We start from the raw sequence: 23633 nt of genomic DNA on the forward strand, positions 1-23633 counted from the left end.
GCTGCAAAGCTTATCAGCTTTGTAGTAAATCGCGCCTTTAGCCTTTTTATTATTGTGGCTATTAAGCCCCGCGGCGCACGGCAGTTGCGTATTTCCTCACAACACCGCGCGATGGGAATGACGCCGCTGAAAACGCCATGTTAGGCTTATTCTCTGTTTACTTGGTGGCTGCCAGAATGCGATTACGATTCACCTTTCAAATAAAGCTCTTTCTCTCTCTGGTGGGTTTTTCCTGCGTGCTTTTGGCGGTACTCGGGCTACTTTTATTCCGCACCGTGGATGAACAACTGCATAAAGATTTGGGCAGCCGCGCCAAAGTGCAGGCTTCTCAAATCGCCCTGATGCCCGGCCTGGCTGAGCGCGTCGAGGCCGAAGACAGCGCGGGAGTGGCAAAACTGGTCGCGCCGCTGCGGGCGAAAAGCGATGCCAGTTATATCGTAATTGGCGATGTGCATGCCGACCACCTGTACCATTCGCAGTCGCCGGAACGCCTCGGTAAACCACTGGTTGGCGGGGATAACGCCGAAGTGCTCGAGGGAAAAACCATTATTACCGTGCGTCAGGGCGGCATCGGAATCTCTTTACGCAGTAAAGCGCCAATCGTAGACGCCAATAATAAAGTCATCGGCATTGTCTCCGTCGGATACCTGATTTCATACATTGATGACGTCACGGTGAAATTGCTGGCGCAGACCGCCCTGTCCGGCATTCTGCTATTAGCCCTGCTGTTTCTTTTCTCATGGTTATTCAGTAAGAATCTCAAGAAACAGATGTTCTGGCTGGAGCCAAAAGAGATTGCGCTATTAGTTCGCCAACAGAAGGCGCTGCTGGAAGCCATTTATGAAGGGGTGATCGCCATTGATCACCAGCAGCGGATCTTGTCTATCAACCACGCCGCCCGCGAGCTGCTGGACATCCACCAGCCGGAAGACCTGTTGGTCGGCCAGCACATCCGCGACATCATCCACACCGGCGCGGAGTTCTTCACCGGCGACCGCGAAACGCCCAACAGCCACGATGAGGTGACGCGTTTTAATCAGCGGCAGGTGATCGTCAACCGGGTGCGCATTGAGCTAGGCCCGTCATCGGAGATCGGCTGGGTGGTCAGTTTCCGCGATAAAAACGACATCAACACCCTCAGCAGCCAGCTCAGTCAGGTGAAACGCTATGCTGACAACCTGCGTATCATGCGCCACGAGCAGCTTAACTGGACGGCGACGCTGGCCGGCCTGTTGCAGATGAAACGCTATGACGAGGCAATGGGCTACATTCAGGCGCAGTCCGAAGGGGCGCAGGCAGTGCTGGATTTTGTTTCAGAGCGCTTTGCCTCGCCGACGATTTGCGGTTTATTGTTAGGGAAATACTCCAGCGCGCGGGAAAAAGGCATTGAACTGACCTTCGACCCCGCATGCCAGCTTCAGCGTATGCCCGCCGCGTTGAGCGAGTCGGAGCTGATGTCGATTATCGGCAATCTGATCGATAACGCGGTAGACGCCACGCTGGCCGCGCCGGGGCCGCATCAGCCGGTAGAGTTCTACCTGACTGACCGCAATGACGAGCTGCTGATTGAAGTGGCGGATCAGGGCGCGGGGTTGTCGGCGGAGATCCGTCCGCGTATTTTCGAACAGGGCGCAACCACCAAGCCGCTCTCCTCGGCTGACCAAACCGGCGGGGAGCACGGCATCGGGCTATATGTGGTCGCCAGCTATGTGCATCAGGCGCAGGGCATGATTGAGATTTCAGACAATCAGCCGCGGGGTACGGTGTTCTCACTGTTTATTCCCAATCCGAAACCGCCGGGCAGCAACAGCTAAAATTTGACAGACTGGAACAGCGCTAAGTGCACTATTTTAATAAGAAAATCATGACCTACCCTACTTTATGTAGCATGTCAGGAAACACGATGAACAAAAGTAGTTTCAACAACGGGGGCAGTATCAATAACGGCAGCGCGCTGGACGTGGTGATTGTCGAAGACGAGCCTTATCTGGCCGGCCTGCACCGTGACTTTATTGAGCAAAACTTCAATCTGCGAGTGGTGAGCATCGCCGCCACGCTGGCGCAGGCCAGAACTCAGCTGCAACTCTACCGGCCACGGCTGGTGCTGCTGGACAACTATCTGCCGGACGGCCAAGGCATTGAGCTTATCGACAGCGCGCTGCTGAAAAGCCTCGACTGCTCGGTGATTTTCATCACCGCCGCCAGCGACATGAATACCTGCAGTCAGGCGATGCGCTATGGCGCGTTTGACTACATCATCAAGCCGGTCTCTTTCCAGCGCCTGCGCAATTCGCTCGAGCGCTTTTTGCAGTTTGTGCATCAGTTGCGCAATGTGAAGGTGCTCGACCAACAGGCCCTCGACAGGCTATATAACCTGCCCGCCACCGATATGCCCACAACCCCTGCGACCAAAGGCATTGAGCCGAATACGCTGGAGCTGGTTCGCCGGGTGTTTATCGCCGAGCCGGACCGCAATTGGTCAGTTGATCAGGTGGTGGAACAGGTGGGAATTAGCAAAACCACCGGGCGGCGATATCTGGAATATTGTGTGGAAATTGGCTTTATCGCGGTGGAAATGCAGTATGGAAATATTGGCCACCCGCGACGGCTCTACCGGCTGATATTCCGCGAAGATCAGGCCCCTGTTCATGACTAAATTATCCGGCTCAAGGGCCGGATAATTTTTGCGTCTCACTGACACAATTTCGTTACATTTCGACAGATTCTCCACCGACATCCGTGGATTATTCCCAGCCGACACATTTTTTCTTCAGCAGATTTCCACCTCTTCTCAGCCTGTTAGCGAAATGACTATTTCACCCAAATGACAAAACCCCTTGAAATATCTCTATCTTGCGCTAACAGAATATTATCCTGTACATAAACCACAAAAACAATACAACAATTAAACCTATAAAAATCAATAAATTGAATCCAATATAATAATTATCTCAGCATGCGGAAATAGTCAAAAAAACCTGTGATTTCATTGCACTAATTCATGCAGAAAACAGCTGATAATTGACGTGAAATAACAAAAAACCCCAACAAAATTTCGCGCCAAATTAGCCACAGGGGAGTGCACCGAGGAATATTATTCAGAAAGATTGAGACTTGTCTCAGACTCTCATTGTGGTAGGGTGTAAACCGTTCGATATTTCCGTACTTTGCGTACTAAGTAGATTCTATAGATTTCAAACACAACTAGACCCATTTATAGCCGATGGCTATTTCTTTCCAAGGAATGCACATTGCATGACAATTAAAATCGAAGTAAAGAACCTGTATAAGGTATTTGGCGAGCACCCTGAGCGCGCATTTAAGCTGATAGATTCCGGCAAGAGTAAAGAAGAAATATTTGAGAAAACCGGGCTGTCATTGGGTGTCAAAAACGCCAGTCTGGCCATTGAAGAAGGCGAGATTTTCGTCATCATGGGATTATCCGGCTCCGGTAAATCCACTATGGTACGCCTTCTCAATCGTCTGATAGAACCCACCCGCGGTGAAGTGCTGATTGACGGCGAAGACATCGCCAAGATCTCCGAATCCAAACTGCGCCAGGTTCGCCGCAGCAAAATCAGTATGGTTTTCCAATCCTTCGCCCTAATGCCCCATCTGACCGTGTTGAACAACACTGCCTTTGGTATGGAGCTGGCTGGCGTGCCAACCGAGGAGCGCAACCAAAAAGCCCTCGAGTCTCTGCGTCAGGTTGGTCTGGAAAATTACGCTAACTCTTATCCCGATGAGCTGTCCGGCGGTATGCGTCAACGCGTTGGCCTGGCCCGCGCCATGGCGAATAACCCCGACATTCTGCTGATGGATGAGGCCTTCTCCGCGCTCGATCCCCTGATCCGTACCGAGATGCAAGATGAGCTGGTGAAGCTGCAATCCCAGCATCAGCGCACCATCGTGTTTATTTCCCATGACCTCGACGAAGCCATGCGTATTGGCGACCGTATTGCCATTATGCAGGGCGGCGAAGTGGTGCAGGTCGGCACGCCGGAAGAGATTTTGAATAATCCGGCCAATGACTATGTGCGCACCTTCTTCCGCGGCGTGGACATCAGTCAGGTGTTTAGCGCCAAAGATATCGCCCGCCGTCGCGGGACATTAATTCGTAAAACCCCCGGTTTTGGTCCGAGGGCAGCCCTCAAGCTGCTGGAAGATGCAGACCGCGAATATGGTTATGTGCTGGAACGTGGTGAACGCTTTATCGGCGTTGTGTCGATTGACTCACTGAAAACCGCGCTAAAAGCCAATCTTTCACTGGAGTCCGCCCTGCTGGAGTTCCCGGCACCGGTGCAGGCAGACATGCCGCTCAGTGAACTGATTTCTCACGTTGCCGCCGCGCCGTACGCCGTGCCGGTGGTCAATGAGAGCAATAACTATATCGGTATTATTTCCAAAGCCATGCTACTTCGTGCTCTGGACAAAGAAGGGGGTAACGAATAATGAAGCATTCAATTCATAACGATAGCATCGTCCAACACGCGCAGGCAGCCACTCAAGAACTCGATCCGTCCGTCGATCCGTGGAGTGCGGACAACGCCAGCGGTGGTCATGTTGACGCCGCGCAGTCAGCCACCTCGGCACCTGCCGATGCGGGCAGCAGCGACCCTTGGGGCGGCGCATCCGGCGGCAGCGATGCCGCAACCACGACAGCCCACAGCGCACCGGATGCCACCCATCAGGCGGCGACGCAGGCCAACGACTGGCTGAACGTCGCCCCGGCGCAGCATGACCAGTTCAACATTCTCGACCCGTTTCACACCACGCTCATTCCTCTCGATCGTTGGGTTACAGAGGGGATTGACTGGCTGGTGACTAATTTCCGCCCGGTTTTTCAGGGCATTCGCGTGCCGGTCGACTTCGTGCTCAGTGGATTCCAACACGGCCTTGAGTCACTCCCGGCCCCTATCGCCATGCTTATTTTTGCTCTGATTGCCTGGCAGATGGCGGGGTTAGGCATGGGTGTCGCCACGCTGGTTTCTCTGGTGGTGATTGGCGCTATCGGCGCGTGGTCACAGGCCATGGTGACTTTGGCGCTGGTGCTGACCTCGCTGTTCTTCTGCGTGTTGATAGGACTTCCGCTCGGTATCTGGCTGGCTCGCAGCCAGCGCGCGGCGAAAATCATTCGCCCCCTGCTTGATGCGATGCAGACCACCCCAGCGTTCGTCTACTTGGTGCCGATCGTCATGCTGTTTGGTATCGGTAACGTGCCGGGCGTCGTCGTGACCATCATCTTCGCCCTGCCGCCTATCGTGCGTCTGACCATCCTCGGGATTAATCAGGTGCCGGAAGATTTGATTGAAGCTTCGCAGTCCTTCGGCGCAAGCCCAAGCCAGATGCTGTTCAAAGTGCAGTTGCCGCTGGCGATGCCGACCATCATGGCCGGTATTAACCAGACGCTGATGCTGGCGCTGTCGATGGTGGTTATCGCCTCGATGATCGCCGTAGGCGGTCTGGGTCAGATGGTGCTGCGCGGCATCGGCCGTCTGGATATGGGTCTGGCGTCGGTGGGTGGCGCAGGTATCGTTATCCTCGCCATTATCCTCGACCGCCTGACGCAGTCGATGGGGCAAGATACCCGCAGCAAGGGTGGCCATCGCTGGTTTACCCGTGGTCCAATTGGCTTATTGACCAAGCCTTTCGCCAAAAAAGCCTAACAGCTCGCTGTTCATCCCGGCGGTTCGCCGCCGGGAGACATAAAAGTTGTACCACTACGCGTTAACGCACCTTCGCCTCATAAAACGCAGTCCACTCTTAAATTATTTAATAAAAGAATAAGGGTTCACTATGCGCACGACACACATCAGAGCGATTGCTCTCTCCGTATTACTGGCGGCACCTGCCGCTTTCGCCGCCGACCTGCCGGGTAAAGGCGTGGTGGTGAAGCCGCTGCAAAGCACGCTTCCAGAAGAATCATTCCAAACCGAACTGGTGAATCGTGCCCTGCAAAAGCTGGGTTATGACGTGCAGCCGACGGGTGAGGTGGATTACAACGTCGCCTACACCGCCATCGCCAGCGGCGACTCTACCTACATGGCGGTGAACTGGGACCCAATGCAGGTCGATATGTATGACGGCGCGGGCGGCGACAAGAAGTTCTACCGTCAGGGCACCTTCATCAGCGGCGCGGCGCAGGGTTATTTGATCGACAAAAAAACCGCCGATCAATACCACATCACTAGCCTCGATCAGTTGAAAGATCCCAAGCTCGCCAAGCTATTTGACGCCAATGGCGATGGCAAGGCCGACCTCGCAGGCTGCGATCCGGGTTGGGAGTGCGGCAACGTGATTAGCACCCAGCTCAAGGCTTACGGCCTCGACAGCACGGTGCAGCAGAATCAGGGCAACTATTCGGCCATCATCGCCGACACTCTGACGCGCTTCAAAAGCGGCAAGCCGGTGCTCTATTACACCTGGACGCCGTATTGGGTGAGCAACGAGATGAAACCGGGCAAAGACGTAGTCTGGCTGACGGTGCCATTTTCGGCGAATCCGGGTTCGAACAAAGATTTGGACACCAAGCTGCCTAACGGCAAGAACTACGGTTTCCCGGTCAACAATGAACATATCGTGGCCAACAAACAGTGGGCCGAAGCTAACCCGGCCGCCGCTAAGCTGTTCGCCATCATCAAACTGCCTCTGGCTGACGTGAATGCGCAAAACCTGCGGATGCACGAAGGCGAATCCTCAACGGCAGACATTCAGCAGCATGTGGATGGCTGGATCAAAGCTCATCAGGCCACTTTCGACGGCTGGATTGCCGAAGCTGCCGCTGCAGCTAAAAAATCCTAATTCGCACAGCAGTAATAACAATGACGATAAATCGACCATAAACAGGACATTCTTCTATGCGTAAATCAACTCTCTGGGCGGCCGCCGCCCTGACCACGCTGGCTTCAGCCTCCACTTTCGCCGCCGACCTGCCGGGTAAAGGCGTCACCGTCACCCCGATTCAGAGCACCATCAGTGAAGAGACCTTCCAGACCCTGCTGGTCAGCAAGGCGCTGGAAAAACTGGGTTACGACGTTCAGCCAATTCGCGAAGTGGATTACAACGTGGGTTACACCACCATTGCCGCCGGTGATGCCACTTTCACCGCCGTTAACTGGTCGCCGCTGCATGATGAAATGTACAAAGCCGCCGGTGGCGACAAGACCTTCTACCGCCAAGGGACCTATGTCAACGGCGCCGCGCAGGGTTATCTGATCGACAAGAAAACTGCCGAGAAGTACCACATCACCAATATCGAACAGCTGAAAGATCCCAAAATCGCCAAGCTGTTTGACACCAATGGTGACGGCAAGGCCGACCTGACGGGCTGTACGCCGGGCTGGGGCTGTGAGGCCGCGCTGAATGAACAGCTGAAAGCCTACGGTTTGGAAAAAACCGTCAATCACAATCAGGGTAACTACTCGGCGATGATCGCCGACACCATCACCCGTTATAAAGAAGGTAAACCTATCTTCTATTACACCTGGACGCCGTACTGGGTCAGTGACGTGTTAGTGCCGGGTAAAGACGTGCTGTGGATGCAGGTGCCGTTCTCCGTGGTTCCGGGAGAGAAAGACGCCGACACCGCGCTGCCGAATGGCAAAAACTACGGTTTCAAAGTCAGCACTATGCACATCGTCGCGAACAAGAAATGGGCCGAAGCTAACCCAGCCGCCGCCAAACTGTTCGCCATCATGCAGTTGCCTCTGAAAGACATCAACGCGCAGAACTCGGCGATGCACGCAGGCCAAAGTTCTGAAGCCGATATCAACAACCAGACCGACGGCTGGATCAAAGCTCACCAGGCCACCTTTGATGGCTGGGTAAAAGAGGCGGCTGCGGCAGCTAAGTCTTAAGAGTCTTAAACACAAACCTAAAGCGGAGAATCATCTCCGCTTTTTTTTATGCCGCTTGGATGGGTGTGTATTCGTGTGTATAATCTCCTTAGTTCAGGAGAACCTATGAAATCAACGGAATTGATAAAAGCACTCTTAGCTGCCGGATGTGAATTAAAGCGTCACAGAGGCGGGAGTCACCAAATCTGGTGGTCACCCATAACCAATAAAACGTTTCCAGTCCCTCATCCTAAAAACGACTTGCCCATTGGGACGCTGAAATCTATCTGTAAAATGGCAGGCATATGATGCAACTCTTGGAGGTTGAACATGTTTTTCTCAGTCGGTCTTGAAATACCAAAAGACGATCAGACTGCCTTCGGCATGATCGTTCCGGCGTTTTCTGCTTATAACTATGGCTGTTTCTCCGCCGCAGATACGCCACAAGAGATCGCGCCAATGGTACGCGAAGCCATTTTGATGACTCTCGAAGATATGGCGATCGGCGAAAAGTACGCGGTTGAAGATATTGTCGATGCCGGGCATCTGGTTTATGCCGCAGACCCTGAATATGCAGATTTTGATACGTGGTTTTTGATTGATATTGATTTGTCTGAGTTCGAAGGCAAGGCACATCGTATCAATATTTCTTTGCCGGATTTGTTACTCAAACGCATTGATAACAAAGTCAAAGAGCACCCTTCTTATCGCGACCGCAGCCACTTTATCGCCACTGCGGCACGTAAAGAGTTATTGGTTTAGAGGGGTTTCGTCTCCTCCTCCTCTGCAAACGCCAAAAAGCGTTCGGCGGCGGTGGAGAGGCTGTTTTGCCAGACGCACAACACCTGTCGACGCGGGGCGTTTTCGATAGGAACCGAGATCAGGTCTTTGGCGTGTTGGGCGTGAGAAAGCGGCACAATGCCCGCCGCCAGCGAGCGGCGAACGATGCTCTCCAGCCACTCGATGTGGTCGATTTCAAAGCTGACGTGGCGCGTTATTCCGGCTTCGCTGAAGGCGCTGTCGGTCTGCCGCCTGGCCCCGGCTCCGGCATAAAAATCCACCAGCGGCACCTGGGCCAGCTGGCTAAGCGTGAGCTGCGGGCAAGTGGCGAAGGGATGTGTCGGGCTGAGCAGCGCCACCAGGGGTTCGTCGGCCAGCAGGCGGTTGGGCAAACGGAGCGCGGCGCTGTCTCCCGGCCATAAACCGACAAAAGCCACGTCGGTGCGCAGCTGTTGCACGTCTTCCAGCAGCTTCTCGCTCATCGCGACATACATGCGGATATTCACCCGCGGGTAGCGCTCGGTAAAACTCGCCAGTTGGCCAATAACATCTATCGCGTTAAGCGTTGAAATAATGCCTACGGTGAGAGTGCCGCTCACTTCGCCTTTCAAGGCGTCCATGGTATCCAGCAGGTGGGTTTGCGCGGCGAGCAACTGCTCCGCTGGCCCGATAAAAGCTCGCCCCGCCGCGGTCAATCTCACTTGCCGCGAAGTGCGTTCAAACAGCACGCAGCCTAGCTCCTCTTCCAATTTGGCTATCTGGTGGCTAAGGGCCGACTGCACGGTATGGCAGCGCTGGGCTGCGCGGGTGAAATTCTGTTCTTGCGCCACCGCAAGGGCAAAACGGATCTGTTTGAGGTTCATCGATTCATCGCGAAATGAGATAGTTAAGATGAAAATTATACATTGGTTTACTATTTAAAGCTGGGTGATACTCGCCCTCGCTCAATATGGCGCAACGCCGCGAATGGGCCAAAACCTGCTTCCCTCTCTAATAATGAAAATAAAATGACTAATTCAACCAAGCACTCCCCTCTCACGCCGGGGCTGATCGTTCTTATGGCGATAGCCACGGGCCTGGCGGTCGCCAGTAACTACTATCCGCAACCCCTGCTGGAGACCATCGCACGCGCCTTTGGTCTGTCAGTCAATCAGGCCGGTTTTATCGTCACCATTGCCCAGCTCGGCTATGCCTTTGGCCTGATGTTTATCGTCCCGCTGGGGGATATGTTCGAGCGCCGCAAACTGATCGTGGTGATGACCGCCCTCTCCGCCGTCGGGTTGTTTATCACCGCCATGGCCCCGACGCTGACCATTATGCTGATTGGTACCGCGCTGACCGGGCTGTTCTCGGTGGTGGCGCAGATTTTGGTGCCACTGGCCGCCACCCTGGCTGAACCGGCGAAACGCGGCAAAGTGGTCGGATTGATTATGTCCGGCCTGCTGCTGGGTATCCTGCTGGCGCGAACCGTGGCGGGCGCGCTGGCGCAGCTCGGCGGCTGGCGTACCGTCTACTGGGTGGCCAGCGCCCTGATGCTGATTTTGGCAGTGATCCTTTGGCGTCGTCTGCCGACCCACAAACAGCACACCGACCTGAACTACGGCCAGCTGTTGAAATCCATTTTTAGCCTGTTCTTCAAAACGCCGGTGCTGCGTACCCGCGCGTTAATCGGCCTGTGCTCCTTCGCCAACTTCAGCATTTTGTGGACCTCCATGGCCTTCCTGCTGGCGGGCCCGGCCTATGGCTATTCCGAAGGAGTGATTGGGCTGTTCGGGCTGGTCGGCGCGGCGGGCGCACTGGCGGCGACCCGCGCCGGGCAGCTGGCAGATAAAGGCAAGGCGCAGTTGACCACCACTTACGGTTTGATTCTTATCTTGCTGTCATGGGCGGCTATCGCCTACGGCCAGCACTCGGTGGTCTCGTTGATTATCGGCATTATCGTGCTGGATTTGGCAGCGCAGGGTGTGCACATCACCAACCAGAGCGTGATTTATAAGTCGATGCCGGAAGCGCGTAACCGCCTCACCGCAGGTTACATGACCACCTATTTCATCGGCGGCGCGATAGGTTCTGTTTTGTCTGCTTCGGCCTATGAGTGGGCCGGATGGTATGGCGTTTCCGCCGCTGGCGTGGTGATGAGTACCCTAAACCTGCTGGTCTGGTGGTCAGGTTACAAGTACAAAATGGCCTGAGACCCAGACGGGCTAAGCCTTGATAAAAACTGACAAACGGGGGCAATCATCACGCCCCCTGATTAGCATGCAAATAATAATGATGGAAATTTATTTTACTCCGAGGGTGTTATCACTACAGACAGTCTGGTAATGTTTGCCCTATAAATTATTCATGAACGATATACATCGTTGACGCCGCACCGACTGTCCTATGCAAACCCACAGAGTCTTAAAGACGACACTTACCCCGCATGAATCTATGTTCAAGCTGGGAATGGTTGACGGTCCGCCCATCACTATTGGTCATCTCCCTTTCGCATTCCTTTTTGGCTTTGGCGTCTTATTGATGCCCGCTAACTCGCGCCTTTTGGCACTGTTTTCATCGGGCAGGCGTTTAATTTCTGGCTTCTGGCAGGCAGAAAAACATTCGTTGGCTGAGGCGCCATTTGGCCAGCGAAACGTATTACCTTTCGAATAATTCACCGGAGTTATGAATCACACTTATTGCTAAAGCTTTGGTGATTCCTGACATTGATATTACTAATTACGATCGTTACTATGTCAACCGTAACTAATGAGGCTTCTCATATGGACAGCTCGTTCGCGCCAATTGAAAACATGTTAAATATCCGCGCCAAGAAACAGAAAGATTTCCCTTATCAGGAAATTTTGCTGACTCGGTTGTCGATGCACATGCAAAGTAAATTGTTAGAAAATCGCAATAAGATGCTGAAAGCACAGGGTATTAATGAAACGCTGTTTATGGCGCTTCTGACTCTGGATGCTCAGGAGAGCCACAGCATTCAGCCTTCAGAGCTGAGTTCCGCACTGGGTTCTTCGCGTACCAACGCCACCCGTATTGCCGATGAACTGGAGAAGCGCGGCTGGATTGAGCGCCGTGAGAGCGATAATGACCGTCGATGCCTGCATTTGCATTTAACGACGGATGGCGAAGCTTTCATCCAGAAGGTGTTACCGCCTCAACATAAGTGCCTGCATTTCCTTTGGTCGACTCTTGATGCTGATGAACAAAAGCAGTTGGAAATCCTGACTCGCAAATTGTTAACCCGCCTCGATCAGATGGATGTCACCGCGACACAATTTTTCTAATTTCTGTTCAGGTAAACCACACATGTCACTCCAAGCCAGCTGGAGACTCACGCCGCTGTTCGCCGTTCTGTTATTGGCGGGCTGCGCCTCCAGCGATAACCTCGCTCCGCAGTCAACCTTGCTGGATACCCAGCAGTTGAAACTGGCACAACCGAAAGTCAGTTCAATGGCGATCAGTCCGCAATGGTGGCGCAGTCTTAACGACCCGCAACTTGATGCCCTGATGACAACGACATTGCAAAATTCGCCGTCACTGCGTCAGGCCGCGGCTCGGGTCCGCGAAGCGCAAAGCATCCTTGGAGGAGCCCACGCGGCGCAGACCCCGAATATTGATGCTACGGCTTCCCGGCGTCGCGAACGTATTTCAAAAAATACCATCCCGCCTTTCCTGACCAGCTACCCGTCGGCGCCTATTTATGACACCAGTAACGCGCTCGGGCTGAACTTCAACTATGAGCTGGACTGGTGGGGCAAGTTCCAAAATCAGGTCAATGCTGCCAAAGCGCAGGTTGACTCCGCGCGCGCCGAGCAGGCTCAGGCCGCGCTGAATCTGACCAGCTCCGTCGCCTCTGCTTACTATCAGTTGCAGGCGAATCTGGCGGTGCAGAAAGTCTTGAAACAGGAAGTCGACAACAATCAGCGTCTGGCAGATTTACGTAAAGCGCAGTATCAGGCAGGGATCTACGGCGTGGACGTGCCGCAGCAGATTCAGGCTCAGGCCGACAGCGCCAAGCAGCAGCTGATTGAGTCGCAATCCCAGATTGATCAACTGAAACACCAGTTGGCGGCCCTTGCGGGGCAAGGTCCTGACGCGATGAACAATCTGCGCGAAGTGCCGCTTCCTGCCGACGATGCTATCTCGCCGAAGGGTGAATTGACGCTCGACTTACTGGGTAAACGCCCGGATATCGCCGCGCAGCGCTCGCTGGTTGAGTCCTATTTGCAGACCGTCAAAGCCACCAAGAAAGAGTTCTACCCGAGCCTGACCATCAGCGCCTTCGCCGGATTGAACACCACTGATTTTGGCGGCACGCACCCGAACCTGTTAGAGGCGGCGAGCAAGGCGTGGAACATCACACCGGCCCTCTCCCTGCCTATCTTCCACGGCGGCGAGTTGCGTTCCCAGTTAGCCGGAGACTCCGCGCGCTACGACGAGGCCGTTGAGTCTTACAACCAGACCATCCTGACCGCCGTCCAGCAAACTGCCGATGCCATGACCGTGGCGCAAAGCAGCGCGGCTCAGTTGCAACAAGCCTCTTCCGCCGTGAAGTCGATTGAAGATGTCTATCGGGTGGCAGATGCGCGTTATAAAGCCGGGGTGATTGGCCGCGATGAGCTACTCACCGGCCAGTCCGCTTTGTTGCAGCAGCAACAGACGCAGTTGAATGCCAGCAGTAATTTGTTGCAGGCGAAAATCAGTCTAATTCGCGAGCTCGGCGGCGGCTATCAGGCCCCGGCAGCGGAAAAAAACCAATAATAAAAACCTAAGCGTGGATGGAGAAAACCATGAGCGATAATGCGGGCATTCAGTCAACGCCTCCGCAGGAGCCGGTTGCGACTAAGCAGCCACACAACAAAAAGAAATCACGCAAAATTGCCTTGCTGTTCTTAACGGGGGTATTTGTCATCATCGCCATCGCCTATCTGATTTACTGGCTGCTGGTGCTGCGTCATTTCCAAAGTACCGATGACGCCTACGTCGCCGGTAATCAGGTGCAGATCATGGCTCAGGTGTCGGGCAGCGTGACCGACGTGAACTTTGATAGCACCGACTACGTCAAGAAAGGCGATACGCTGGTTGTCCTCGACCCAACCGACGCCCAACAGGCTTTCGAGCGCGCCAAAACCGCGCTGGCCAATAGCGTGCGCCAAACGCACCAGTCAATCATCAATGGCCGTCAATATCAGGCTAACGTGGCGTTGCGCCAGACCCAGCTGAAACAGGCTGAAGCTGACCTGAAACGCCGCGTGGTGCTGGGAAACGTGGATGCGATTGGCCGCGAAGAGCTGCAACATGCCCATGATGCCGTCGACACCGCCAAAGCCCAGCTCGACGTGGCCGTGCAGCAGTACAACGCCAATCAGGCGATGATCCTCAATACCCCGGTTGATAAACAGCCGCAGGTATTACAGGCCGCCGCGCAGGTTCGCGATGCCTGGCTATCCCTGCAACGTACTAAGGTGGTCAGCCCAATCGACGGTCTGGTTTCACGCCGTACGGTACAGGTAGGTCAGCAAATCACCCCAGGAACCGCGCTGATGGCAGTAGTTCCCGCCAATCACGTGTGGGTGGATGCTAACTTCAAAGAGACTCAGTTGGCGAACATGCGTATCGGCCAATCCGCTACCGTGGTCAGCGATATGTACGGCGACGACGTGACCTATAAAGGCAAAGTGGTCGGGATGGATATGGGTACCGGCGGCGCGTTCTCCCTGCTGCCTGCTCAGAACGCCACCGGTAACTGGATCAAAGTGGTTCAGCGCCTACCTGTGCGTATTCAGCTCGACGACGAACAAGTGGCGAAGCACCCGCTGCGCATTGGCTTGTCCACGCTGGTGACGGTCGATACTCAAGACCTGAATGGCCTGGTGCTGGCTGATAAAGTGCGTACCGAACCTCTGTATCAGACCACCGCGCTAACGCTGGATCTGGCACCGGTTAACGCCATTATTGCTGATGTGATCAACGCCAATGCTGGCTAACGGCTTCGGAGGCCAACGTGGATAAGAAACCACTAGTCGGCGCGCCGTTAGCCTGGATGACGGTGGCGCTGTCGATGGCCACGTTTATGCAGGTGCTGGACTCCACCATCGCCAACGTGGCTATTCCGACCATTGCCGGCAACCTCGGCGCCTCGAACTCGCAGGGCACCTGGGTTATCACCTCGTTCGGGGTGGCTAACGCCATCTCGATCCCCATTACTGGCTGGCTGGCGAAACGCATCGGCGAGGTCAAACTGTTCCTGTGGTCTACGGTGCTGTTTGCCTTCGCATCTTGGCTGTGCGGCATGTCCAACAGTCTGGAAATGTTGATCTTCTTCCGTGTGGTGCAGGGCGTGGTGGCAGGTCCACTGATCCCGCTATCGCAAAGTCTATTGCTGAATAACTATCCTCCGGCCAAGCGAAGTACCGCCTTAGCGCTATGGTCGATGACGGTGATCGTGGCGCCCATTTGCGGCCCGATCCTCGGCGGTTATATCAGTGATAACTACCACTGGGGTTGGATCTTCTTTATCAACGTGCCGATCGGTATCGCCGTGGTGGCCTTGACGCTGAAAACCCTTAAAGGGCGCGAAACGGCAACGCAGATCCGGCCGATCGACAGCGTCGGGCTAGTGCTGCTGGTGCTGGGGATCGGCTGCTTGCAGGTGATGCTCGACCGGGGCAAAGAGCTGGACTGGTTTAACTCCACGGAAATTATCGTGCTGGCCGCCGTGGCGGTGGTGGCGCTCTGCTTCCTGGTGGTCTGGGAGTTGACCGACGACCACCCGATAGTCGACCTGTCGCTGTTCAAGTCGCGAAACTTCACCATCGGCGTGCTCTGTATCAGTCTGGCTTACATGCTCTACTTCGGCGCAATTGTTCTGCTGCCGCAGCTACTGCAAGAGGTCTATGGGTATACCGCGACCTGGGCGGGCCTGGCGTCAGCGCCGGTGGGGATATTGCCAGTAGTGATGTCGCCGATCATTGGCCGCTTCGCCCACAGGCTGGACATGCGTAAGCTGATCACCTTCAGCTTTATCATGTACGCGGTGTGCTTCTACTGGCGTGCTTACACCTTCGAGCCGGGCATGGACTTTGGCGCTTCGGCGTGGCCGCAGTTTATTCAGGGCTTCGCCGTCGGCTGCTTCTTTATGCCGCTGACCACCATTATTCTGTCCGGCCTGCCGCCAGAACGCATGGCGGCGGCATCCAGCTTGTCGAACTTTATTCGTACGCTGGCCGGCTCGATTGGTACCTCGGTCACCACCACCATGTGGGCTAATCGCGAGTCGCTGCACCACGCGCACCTGACTGAAAACATCACGCCGTTCAACCCAGAGGCGCAGCAGACCTATCAGCAGTTAGAAGGGATGGGAATGAGCCACCAGCAGGCGTCGGGTTGGATTGCGCGGGAGATAACCAATCAGGGGCTGATCATCTCGGCTAATGAAATTTTCTGGCTATCCGGCGGAGCCTTCTTGATATTGTTGGTCTTAATCTGGTTTGCCCGACCTCCGTTTGGCGGTGCGGGTGGCAGCAAGGACGGCGGCGGTGCGCACTAAACCGCTGACTGAACAGGCTTTTCGCCAAACAAAAAGGACGCCCTGAGGCGTCCTTTTTTCATGCTTACAGCTGCGGGATCTGGCGGGGATTAACCCTGATTCTGACGCCACCAGTCGGCCAACAAGATGCCGGTCGCGACAGATACGTTCAGACTTTCCACTTTACCGGTACCACCGATAGAGATGTTGATGTCACCCTGCTGCCAGGCGCTGTCGGACAGGCCGTCGCTCTCTTCCCCCAGAACCAACACAATTTTGGCTGGCAGTTCGGCTTTGCCGAGCGCAGTGCCTTTGTGGCTGGAGGTGGTCACGATGGTGTAACCCGCTTTACGGAAGCTGGCCAGCACGTCGAGGAAGTTGTCAGCACTGATGGCTTTAACGTGTTCCGCGCCGCCTTCGGCAGTTCGCACCGCAGCACCAGACTCCAGCAGAGCCGGGTCTTGAACCAGCAAACCTTTCACACCGAAGTGCGCGCAGCTACGCATAATGCCGCCAAGGTTGTGCGGATTACCGACGTTTTCCAGCGCCAGTACGCAATCTTTCGCCGGAGCCGTTTGCAGATAAGTGTCTGCATCCAAGCCCTGACGCTTTTTGATCAGGAAGCAAACGCCGCCGTGGTGCTCGGTGCCAGAAGCTTTCGCCAGCTCGTCATCTTCGACCACGTGGTAGGCTTTGCGATTCGCCGCCATCCAGCGCAGCGCTTCGCGGAAACGTGGCGTCACAGACTGCACGAACCAGGCGCGAACAATGGAGTCAGGACGGCTAGCGAACAGCGCCTGACAGGCGTTTTCGCCGTAGACACGGGTCTCTTCCTGACGCTGACGACGCAGCTGCTCTGGGTCGATAAAGCTTTTGCCGCTGATTCCGCCGTGATCCGGAGCTGACTCATCGTCTGGCGCGCGGGAAACGGTTTTCCACGGAGAAGAATACGGGCCGTCATCGTCACGCGTGGAACGCGCAGGACGAGGTGCATCACGACCTGTACGCTGCGGGCGAGCATCGCCACGACGTGCGTCAGGACCGCGTGAATCACCACGGTTATCGCTGCTACGACGCTCATTGCGGCGGGCATCGTCTGGACGGGATCCTTGGCGAGGTTTATCGCCTGGACGTCCTTTATTGTTGGAAGGACGTTTATCGTTATTGCGGTTATCGCCGTCGTCGTCACTGCGGACGTACATCACTTTGACTTTGCCGTTTTTGCCACTGAATGAATCGTTCATTTCTCTCTCCACCTACGCGCAGGGCGCGAAGATTACCTGATCTCTGTGTGCTAAGCCACTTGCTTTGGACCAAAAGCTTAAAACTATCGTATTCATTGAATAAACCACGTTGTTCGCTCGCCCGCATCTCTCCATACTTACAACAAATAAGTAACATATCAGCCCCGCGGTTACCGCTAACAGGTTCGGGTTGATCCGATCCCATTTGAGCAATACAGAGGCTATTTTATGAATACGATTTGTCCATCATGTCAGGCCACTAATCGCCTGCCAGAGGATCGTATCAATGACGGCGCTAAGTGTGGCCGATGCGGCCATGCCCTATTTTCCGGCAGCGTGGTTCATGCAACTGCCAGTACGCTGGATAAATACCTGCAAGATGATCTGCCGGTGGTTATCGACTTCTGGGCCCCGTGGTGCGGCCCGTGCGTGAGCTTTGCGCCGATCTTCGAAGACGTCGCGCAGGAACGTGCCGGTAAAATCCGCTTCATTAAAGTCAATACTGAAGCCGAGCCGGAGCTGAGTGCGCGTTTTCGCATCCGCAGCATTCCTACCATTATGGTATTCAATGAGGGCAAAATGGTCGACTCTCTGGGCGGTGCCATGCCCAAGACGCCTTTCAACAATTGGCTGAATGAATCATTGTAACGCATAAGTCAGAATTAAGCCCTGACCAATGGCCTGCTTGATGCGGGCCATTGGTTTTTATGCTGACAAGAACCTACCACTTGCGGGCAACGGCGATTAGAATAGCCGGTTTTCCACCCGCGGAATGCTTATGTCAGACAATGCCGTTCTTCGCCTGCGTGCGCAGCGTTTAGCTCAATCTACTCGTCCCTTTCTGGCGCGCGGCTCGCGGGCTATTCGCTGCCAGTCCTGCCTGCTGCCGAAACGCAATTGCATCTGCGCCACGCGGGAGATTCATCAGGCCACCAGCCGCTTCTGCTTGGTGATGTTCGACACCGAACCCATGAAGCCGAGCAATACCGGGCGGCTGATCGCTGACGTGCTGCCTGATACCCAAGCCTTTATGTGGTCGCGCACTGAAACCGATCCGGCTTTACTGGAAGCCATTGCTGACCCAATGCGTCAGGCTTACGTAGTGTTCCCGGCCTCTTTCGCCCAGCCTCCGCGCCAGGTCTTTACTGAAATTCCGGCAGACAGCAAGCCGCCGCTGTTTATCATGCTCGATGGCACCTGGACCGAAGCCCGCAAGATGTTCCGCAAAAGCCCTTATCTGGATAACCTGCCGGTGTTCTCGCTCGATGTGAGTGCTAGCTCCGACTACATCCTGCGCGAAGCCTCGCGCCCGGAACTGCACTGCACGGTAGAAGTGGCAGCCGCAGCACTTGAAAAAGCCGGAGATCTGGCCGCCTCGGCTGGCCTTTCGCGCCACTTTACCCACTTCCGCACCCAATATTTAGCCGGAAAACCTCATCATCCGGTGCACCAACTCACAGCAAAAGAACCGGAAAGCTTCTAGAATCAAAAGCATCACGGATTTGAGGAAAGAGAATGAGCCAGCGTGGACTAGAAGCCTTACTAAGACCTAAATCCATTGCGGTATTAGGGGCGAGCGACAAGCCGGGCCGCGCCGGATATCTGATGATGCGCAATCTGCTGGGTGGCGGTTTTAACGGGCCAGTCCTACCAGTCACGCCGGCTTACCGCGCGGTGTGCGGCGTGCTGGCTTATGTCGATGTCGCCAGCCTGCCGATCACACCCGATTTAGCCATTCTCTGTACCCGCGCCGAGCGCAACCTCGCGCTGCTTGAGCAATTGGGCGAGCGCGGCTGCAAGACGGTGATCATCCTCTCTTCCCACTCCCAGCAATTTACCGAACTCAAAGCCTGTGCACAGCGCTACGCCATGCGCCTGCTCGGGCCGAATAGCCTTGGGATACTCGCGCCGTGGCAAAGGCTCAATGCCAGCTTCTCGCCGGTGCCGATCCTGCCCGGCAAACTGGCATTTATCTCTCAGTCCGCCGCCGTGGCTAACACGATCCTCGACTGGGCGCAGCAGCGCTCGGTGGGCTTCTCCTACTTTATTTCCCTTGGCGACAGCCTCGATATTGATGTCGACGACCTGCTGGATTTCTTAGCCCGAGACAGTAAAACCAGCGCCATTTTGCTCTATCTGGAGCACGTCAGCGACGCTCGTCGCTTCCTGTCGGCTTCACGTAGTGCCTCGCGCAACAAGCCGATTCTGGTGATCAAAAGCGGCCGCAGCACGCAGGCGCAGAAGCTACTCAATTGCCCGCTCAGTCTGGACGTGGCGTATGACGCCGCCATTCAGCGCGCGGGCTTGCTGCGCGTGCAGGACACCCACGAGCTGTTCTCTGCCGTAGAGACCTTAAGCCACATGCACCCGCTGCGAGGTGAGCGCTTGCTTATTGTCAGTAATGGAGCCGCTCCGGCGGCCATGGCCCTCGACCAGCTACTGGCGCGCAATGGCAAACTGGCGGCTCTCGGCGAAGAGACTCAGGCCGCACTTCGCGCCGCGTTGCCGCAGAGCATTGCCATATCCAACCCTTTAGATCTGCATGATGACGCCACGCCCGAGCGTTATCAGTCAGTGCTTACTTCGCTACTAGACAGCAATGACTATGACGCCCTGCTGGTTATCCACGCGCCAAGCGCCGCCGCGCACGGTACGGTGACGGCTGAGCGGCTAATTGCCACTTTGAAAGGCCATTCGCGCGGCAAGCGCGTGACCCTGCTGACCAACTGGTGCGGCGAATACTCGTCACAAGAGGCGCGCAGACTATTCACTGAGGCGGGGATCCCGACTTATCGCACTCCAGAAGGCACGGTCACGGCCTTTATGCACATGGTGGAATACCGCCGCAACCAAAAGCAGCTGAAGGAGACGCCTTCCCTGCCCATTGGGTTGCAGCAAAACACTGATGAGGCACACAGGTTAATCACTCAGGCGCTGGCCGAGGGGGCAACCCAGCTGGATACCCATGAAGTTCGCACTATTCTCCACGCCTATGGCATGGAGGTGCTGCCAACCTGGATTGCCAGCGACAGCGCCGAGGCCGTGCATATTGCCGGGCAAGTGGGTTACCCGGTAGCGCTGAAGCTGCGCTCGCCCGATATTCCGCATAACTCTGAAGTTCAGGGGGTTATGCTCTATTTACGTACCGCGAGCGAAGTCGAGCAGGCCGCTAACGCCATTTTTGATCGCGCCAAACAGGTTTTCCCACAGGCCAGAATTCACGGTTTGTTAGTGCAAACTATGGCCAACCGCCCCGGCTCGCAAGAATTGCGAATCGTGGTTGAGCAAGACGCAGTGTTCGGCCCGCTGATTATGCTTGGTGAAGGCGGCAGTGAATGGCGGCCCGAAAAGCAGGCCGCGGTGGCACTTCCTCCTCTCAATCAGGCGCTGGCGCGCTATTTGGTGCTGCAAGCAGTGAAAGGCGGCAAAGTGCGGGCGCACAATGTCTCACGCCCGCTGGACATTCCCGCGCTCAGCCAGCTGTTGGTCAAAGTCTCCAACCTGATTGTTGACTGCCCGCAGATCACCCGTCTGGAGATCCACCCGCTGCTAGCTTCCGGCGATGAACTGAATCTGCTGGATGTCACGCTCCAACTTAGCGACGTCAGCGATATCGGGCCATCCAGACTGGCTATTCGCCCTTACCCTCAAGAGCTGGAAGAGCCGGTCACGCTGAAAGATGGCTCAGGCTGCCTCTTCCGCCCCATCCTTCCTGAAGATGAGCCGCTGCTGAAAGCCTTTATCCTTAAGGTGACTAAAGAGGATCTCTACTATCGCTACTTCAGTGAGATCAACGAGTTTACCCACGAGGATTTAGCCAACATGACCCAAATCGACTACGATCGCGAGATGGCTTTCGTGGCGGTAAGAGATTTTGATGAAAAATCTGAAATCATTGGCGTGACGCGCGCAGTGTCCGATCCCGACAATATTGATGCTGAATTCTCGGTGCTGGTTCGTTCAGATCTCAAGGGACTTGGCCTTGGCAGACGCCTGCTCGAAAAGATGATCATTTACACCACAGAGCACGGAATACAGCGTCTGACAGGTATCACGATGCCGAATAATCAGGGTATGGTGGCACTGGCGAGGAAGCTTGGGTTTGAGGTGGATATCCAATTGCAGGATGGCATCGTTAATCTCACGCTAGCCCTCAATTCTAGCCATAACCTCGCCGCTGAAGGCCATAAATAGGCAAAACATACGCACAATGGGGATTACTAATGGTATTATCGACCGATTGTGCGGTGTACATGTTCTGTCTGTACCGCTATCGCTATTACCTAAAGAGAGAAGAAGCGCACTGTGATGTTGTCAAAATTTAAACGTAATAAACATCAACAACACCTTGCTCAACTGCCAAAACTCCCCCAAACGGTTGACGCTGTACAGACGCTGTACTGCCCAACGGATTTCCGCACAACGCTGCTCGAGGCTATCGCCAAAGCAACTCAACGGATTTATCTGGCCGCGCTGTATCTCGAAAATGATGACGGTGGTCGGGATGTTCTGTCAGCACTCTATGCTGCAAAACAACTAAGGCCTGAGCTAGAAATTTGTATCTTGGTCGACTGGCACCGCGCCCAGCGTGGTCGTATTGGCGATGCCGCGTCCAATACCAATGCCGACTGGTATTGCAGCATGGCGCAGCAGCATCCTGACGTTCTGGTGCCGATTTATGGCGTCCCGGTTAACACTCGCGAAGCTCTTGGGGTTCTTCATCTCAAAGGCTTTGTTGTGGATAACCGAGTCATCTACAGCGGCGCCAGTCTCAACGACGTCTACCTGCACCGTCACGCCAAATACCGCTATGACCGCTACCATCTGATCACCAATGCTGCATTGGCCGATTCCATGGTCGACTTTATGAAGAAGTCGATTCTCTCTGCCAGCGCGGTGCAACGCCTTGATCGCCAGGATCGCCCAAAAAGCATTGAGATTAAAAACGAAACTCGCCAGTTCAGGCAGTCGCTAAAAGACAGCAGCTATCACTTTACCGGTACTGCGGGTAATGATGAGCTGACGGTGACGCCTATGGTGGGTTTGGGTAAGCAAAACTCGCTTAATCGCACCATTCACCATCTTATGGCCAGCGCCGAGCAAAAGCTCATTCTCTGCACCCCTTATTTTAATATGCCTGCCCTGCTCGCTCGTAACATCGTCGCCCTGCTGCGCCGGGGTAAACAAGTCGAGATTATCGTCGGCGACAAAACGGCAAACGACTTCTATATCCCGCAGGATCAGCCATTTAAAATCATCGGCGCGCTGCCTTATTTGTATGAAATCAACCTGCGCCGATTCCTCAGCCGCTTACAGCGCTTTGTCGACAGCGGCCAGCTGATTATTCGTCTTTGGAAAGATGGCGAAAACAGCTACCACTTAAAAGGAATGTGGGTTGACGATCGCTGGCAACTGATCACCGGTAACAACCTCAACCCGCGCGCCTGGCGTCTGGACTTAGAAAACGCCATTCTGATCCACGACCCGCATCGCGAAATGGTGGTGCAGCGCTCTAAAGAGCTGGATGAGATCCGCGAACATACGCAGATCGTTTCTCATTATATGGAATTGGAAAGCATTCCTAACTACCCAATCAAAGTTCGTAAGCTTATTAGGCGTTTACGCCGAATTCGAATCGACAGATTAATTAGCCGAATTTTGTGATCCGCTATACTAGAAGCCTGATCGATGTGATCAGGCTTTTTTTATGTCAGGAATATCAGTCATGAAGCTCTTGCTCTCACGCTTACCTACTGTAGCCCTTCTCATCCCTATTATACTCTCCTCCGGATGTAGCCATTACGCCAATGACAATTGGACAGGCAAGGACAAAGCTCAGCATTTTATGAGTTCGGCAATCTTAGCCGCTGCGGGCACATCTTATGGTGAACGTCAGGGGTGGAATGATGCTAAAAGCCGGTCTTTCGGGCTGCTATTTTCGGTCGGATTAGGTGCAGGGAAAGAGCTTTATGACAGCCGAGAAGCGGGTACAGGGTGGAGTTGGAAGGATTTTGCCTGGGATATTGCCGGGGCAGCTGCAGGCTATGGGGCTTATCAGGCGATTCATAATTAGAATTGATTCTGCCAGCTATCAATCTAATATCACTATATTTCAGTAAGATAGAAAACGTCGGTCAGTTTGTGATCCACTGGCTTAACAATCGCGCGCTGTGATCACTAAGCCATGACGCAAGAAGCCCCCCGGCTCGCCAGAGCAGGGGGGCTTTTTTGTTTTGCACTTTGCCA

The 23633-nt window shown here is 54.8% G+C and carries 21 protein-coding genes; 19 read left to right on the top strand and 2 right to left on the bottom strand.

Going from position 1 to position 23633, the window contains the following annotated elements; all coding sequences use genetic code 11:
* The first annotated feature begins 176 nt into the window (after positions 1-176).
* The 8 genes from ACT3RR_RS20485 (at position 177) to ACT3RR_RS20520 (ending at position 8597) form a co-directional block, all read left to right on the top strand.
* Positions 177-1814, top strand: a complete 1638-nt coding sequence (locus ACT3RR_RS20485; RefSeq protein WP_034792739.1) for an ATP-binding protein — start codon at positions 177-179, stop codon at positions 1812-1814.
* Positions 1815-1936: 122 nt separating this feature from the next.
* Positions 1937-2656 (top strand): response regulator, encoded by a 720-nt coding sequence (locus ACT3RR_RS20490; protein WP_496201037.1) that lies wholly within the window; start codon positions 1937-1939, stop codon positions 2654-2656.
* Positions 2657-3255: 599 nt separating this feature from the next.
* A complete protein-coding gene (gene proV, locus ACT3RR_RS20495; protein ID WP_185689337.1) occupies positions 3256-4452 on the top strand; it encodes a glycine betaine/L-proline ABC transporter ATP-binding protein ProV in 1197 nt (398 codons plus the stop codon).
* The gene (proW, locus tag ACT3RR_RS20500) at positions 4452-5666 is read left to right on the top strand and encodes a glycine betaine/L-proline ABC transporter permease ProW (RefSeq protein WP_396131207.1); all 1215 of its coding nucleotides are present in this window, start codon (positions 4452-4454) and stop codon (positions 5664-5666) included. The genes proV and proW overlap by 1 nt, the downstream gene beginning before the upstream one ends.
* 130 nt (positions 5667-5796) lie before the next feature.
* The gene (gene proX, locus ACT3RR_RS20505) at positions 5797-6801 is read left to right on the top strand and encodes a glycine betaine/L-proline ABC transporter substrate-binding protein ProX (RefSeq protein ID WP_496201033.1); all 1005 of its coding nucleotides are present in this window, start codon (positions 5797-5799) and stop codon (positions 6799-6801) included.
* Between the two features lie 56 nt (positions 6802-6857).
* Positions 6858-7856, top strand: a complete 999-nt coding sequence (gene proX / locus ACT3RR_RS20510; protein ID WP_486031374.1) for a glycine betaine/L-proline ABC transporter substrate-binding protein ProX — start codon at positions 6858-6860, stop codon at positions 7854-7856.
* A 105-nt stretch (positions 7857-7961) separates the two neighbouring features.
* Positions 7962-8144: a type II toxin-antitoxin system HicA family toxin gene (locus ACT3RR_RS20515; RefSeq protein ID WP_100937555.1), complete on the top strand. Its 183-nt coding sequence runs from the start codon at positions 7962-7964 to the stop codon at positions 8142-8144.
* 21 nt (positions 8145-8165) lie between these two features.
* On the top strand, positions 8166-8597 hold the full coding sequence (locus ACT3RR_RS20520; RefSeq protein WP_100937556.1) for a type II toxin-antitoxin system HicB family antitoxin: 432 nt from the start codon (positions 8166-8168) through the stop codon (positions 8595-8597).
* Here ACT3RR_RS20520 and ACT3RR_RS20525 read toward each other — a convergent pair.
* Complete coding sequence (locus ACT3RR_RS20525; RefSeq protein WP_486031376.1) at positions 8594-9478, bottom strand: LysR family transcriptional regulator; 885 nt, start codon at positions 9476-9478, stop codon at positions 8594-8596. The genes ACT3RR_RS20520 and ACT3RR_RS20525 overlap by 4 nt on opposite strands.
* 144 nt (positions 9479-9622) lie before the next feature.
* Here ACT3RR_RS20525 and ACT3RR_RS20530 point away from each other — a divergent pair, with 144 nt between their 5' ends.
* The 6 genes from ACT3RR_RS20530 to emrB all read left to right on the top strand — a co-directional run bounded on the left by ACT3RR_RS20530 (position 9623) and on the right by emrB (position 16164).
* The gene (locus ACT3RR_RS20530; RefSeq protein WP_353503216.1) at positions 9623-10807 is read left to right on the top strand and encodes an MFS transporter; all 1185 of its coding nucleotides are present in this window, start codon (positions 9623-9625) and stop codon (positions 10805-10807) included.
* 241 nt (positions 10808-11048) lie between these two features.
* Positions 11049-11267 carry a hypothetical protein gene (locus tag ACT3RR_RS20535; protein ID WP_353503217.1) on the top strand — a complete coding sequence of 73 codons (219 nt, stop codon included), beginning with the start codon at positions 11049-11051 and terminating at the stop codon, positions 11265-11267.
* A gap of 110 nt (positions 11268-11377) precedes the next feature.
* Positions 11378-11899, top strand: a complete 522-nt coding sequence (mprA, locus tag ACT3RR_RS20540) for a transcriptional repressor MprA (RefSeq protein WP_034792674.1) — start codon at positions 11378-11380, stop codon at positions 11897-11899.
* 22 nt (positions 11900-11921) lie between these two features.
* Positions 11922-13376: an efflux transporter outer membrane subunit gene (locus ACT3RR_RS20545; protein WP_353503218.1), complete on the top strand. Its 1455-nt coding sequence runs from the start codon at positions 11922-11924 to the stop codon at positions 13374-13376.
* A 29-nt stretch (positions 13377-13405) separates the two neighbouring features.
* Complete coding sequence (emrA, locus tag ACT3RR_RS20550; RefSeq protein WP_353503219.1) at positions 13406-14602, top strand: multidrug efflux MFS transporter periplasmic adaptor subunit EmrA; 1197 nt, start codon at positions 13406-13408, stop codon at positions 14600-14602.
* A 17-nt stretch (positions 14603-14619) separates the two neighbouring features.
* Positions 14620-16164 carry a multidrug efflux MFS transporter permease subunit EmrB gene (gene emrB, locus ACT3RR_RS20555; protein WP_353503220.1) on the top strand — a complete coding sequence of 515 codons (1545 nt, stop codon included), beginning with the start codon at positions 14620-14622 and terminating at the stop codon, positions 16162-16164.
* Between the two features lie 89 nt (positions 16165-16253).
* Here the strand turns inward: emrB and ACT3RR_RS20560 are convergent, their stop codons facing one another.
* Positions 16254-17387, bottom strand: a complete 1134-nt coding sequence (locus ACT3RR_RS20560; RefSeq protein WP_353503221.1) for a tRNA/rRNA methyltransferase — start codon at positions 17385-17387, stop codon at positions 16254-16256.
* A 228-nt stretch (positions 17388-17615) separates the two neighbouring features.
* Here ACT3RR_RS20560 and trxC point away from each other — a divergent pair, with 228 nt between their 5' ends.
* The 5 genes from trxC to ACT3RR_RS20585 all read left to right on the top strand — a co-directional run bounded on the left by trxC (position 17616) and on the right by ACT3RR_RS20585 (position 23460).
* Complete coding sequence (gene trxC, locus ACT3RR_RS20565) at positions 17616-18035, top strand: thioredoxin TrxC (protein ID WP_034792689.1); 420 nt, start codon at positions 17616-17618, stop codon at positions 18033-18035.
* 130 nt (positions 18036-18165) lie between these two features.
* The gene (locus tag ACT3RR_RS20570) at positions 18166-18870 is read left to right on the top strand and encodes a tRNA-uridine aminocarboxypropyltransferase (RefSeq protein ID WP_353503222.1); all 705 of its coding nucleotides are present in this window, start codon (positions 18166-18168) and stop codon (positions 18868-18870) included.
* Between the two features lie 32 nt (positions 18871-18902).
* Positions 18903-21581 carry a bifunctional acetate--CoA ligase family protein/GNAT family N-acetyltransferase gene (locus ACT3RR_RS20575; RefSeq protein ID WP_496201034.1) on the top strand — a complete coding sequence of 893 codons (2679 nt, stop codon included), beginning with the start codon at positions 18903-18905 and terminating at the stop codon, positions 21579-21581.
* A 114-nt stretch (positions 21582-21695) separates the two neighbouring features.
* Positions 21696-23051 carry a CDP-diacylglycerol--serine O-phosphatidyltransferase gene (gene pssA / locus ACT3RR_RS20580; RefSeq protein WP_485903617.1) on the top strand — a complete coding sequence of 452 codons (1356 nt, stop codon included), beginning with the start codon at positions 21696-21698 and terminating at the stop codon, positions 23049-23051.
* Between the two features lie 61 nt (positions 23052-23112).
* Positions 23113-23460: a YfiM family lipoprotein gene (locus tag ACT3RR_RS20585; protein WP_496201035.1), complete on the top strand. Its 348-nt coding sequence runs from the start codon at positions 23113-23115 to the stop codon at positions 23458-23460.
* Positions 23461-23633 lie beyond the last annotated feature (173 nt).

The organism is Ewingella sp. AOP8-B2-18 (assembly GCF_052376015.1).
GTDB lineage: Bacteria > Pseudomonadota > Gammaproteobacteria > Enterobacterales > Enterobacteriaceae > Ewingella > Ewingella allii.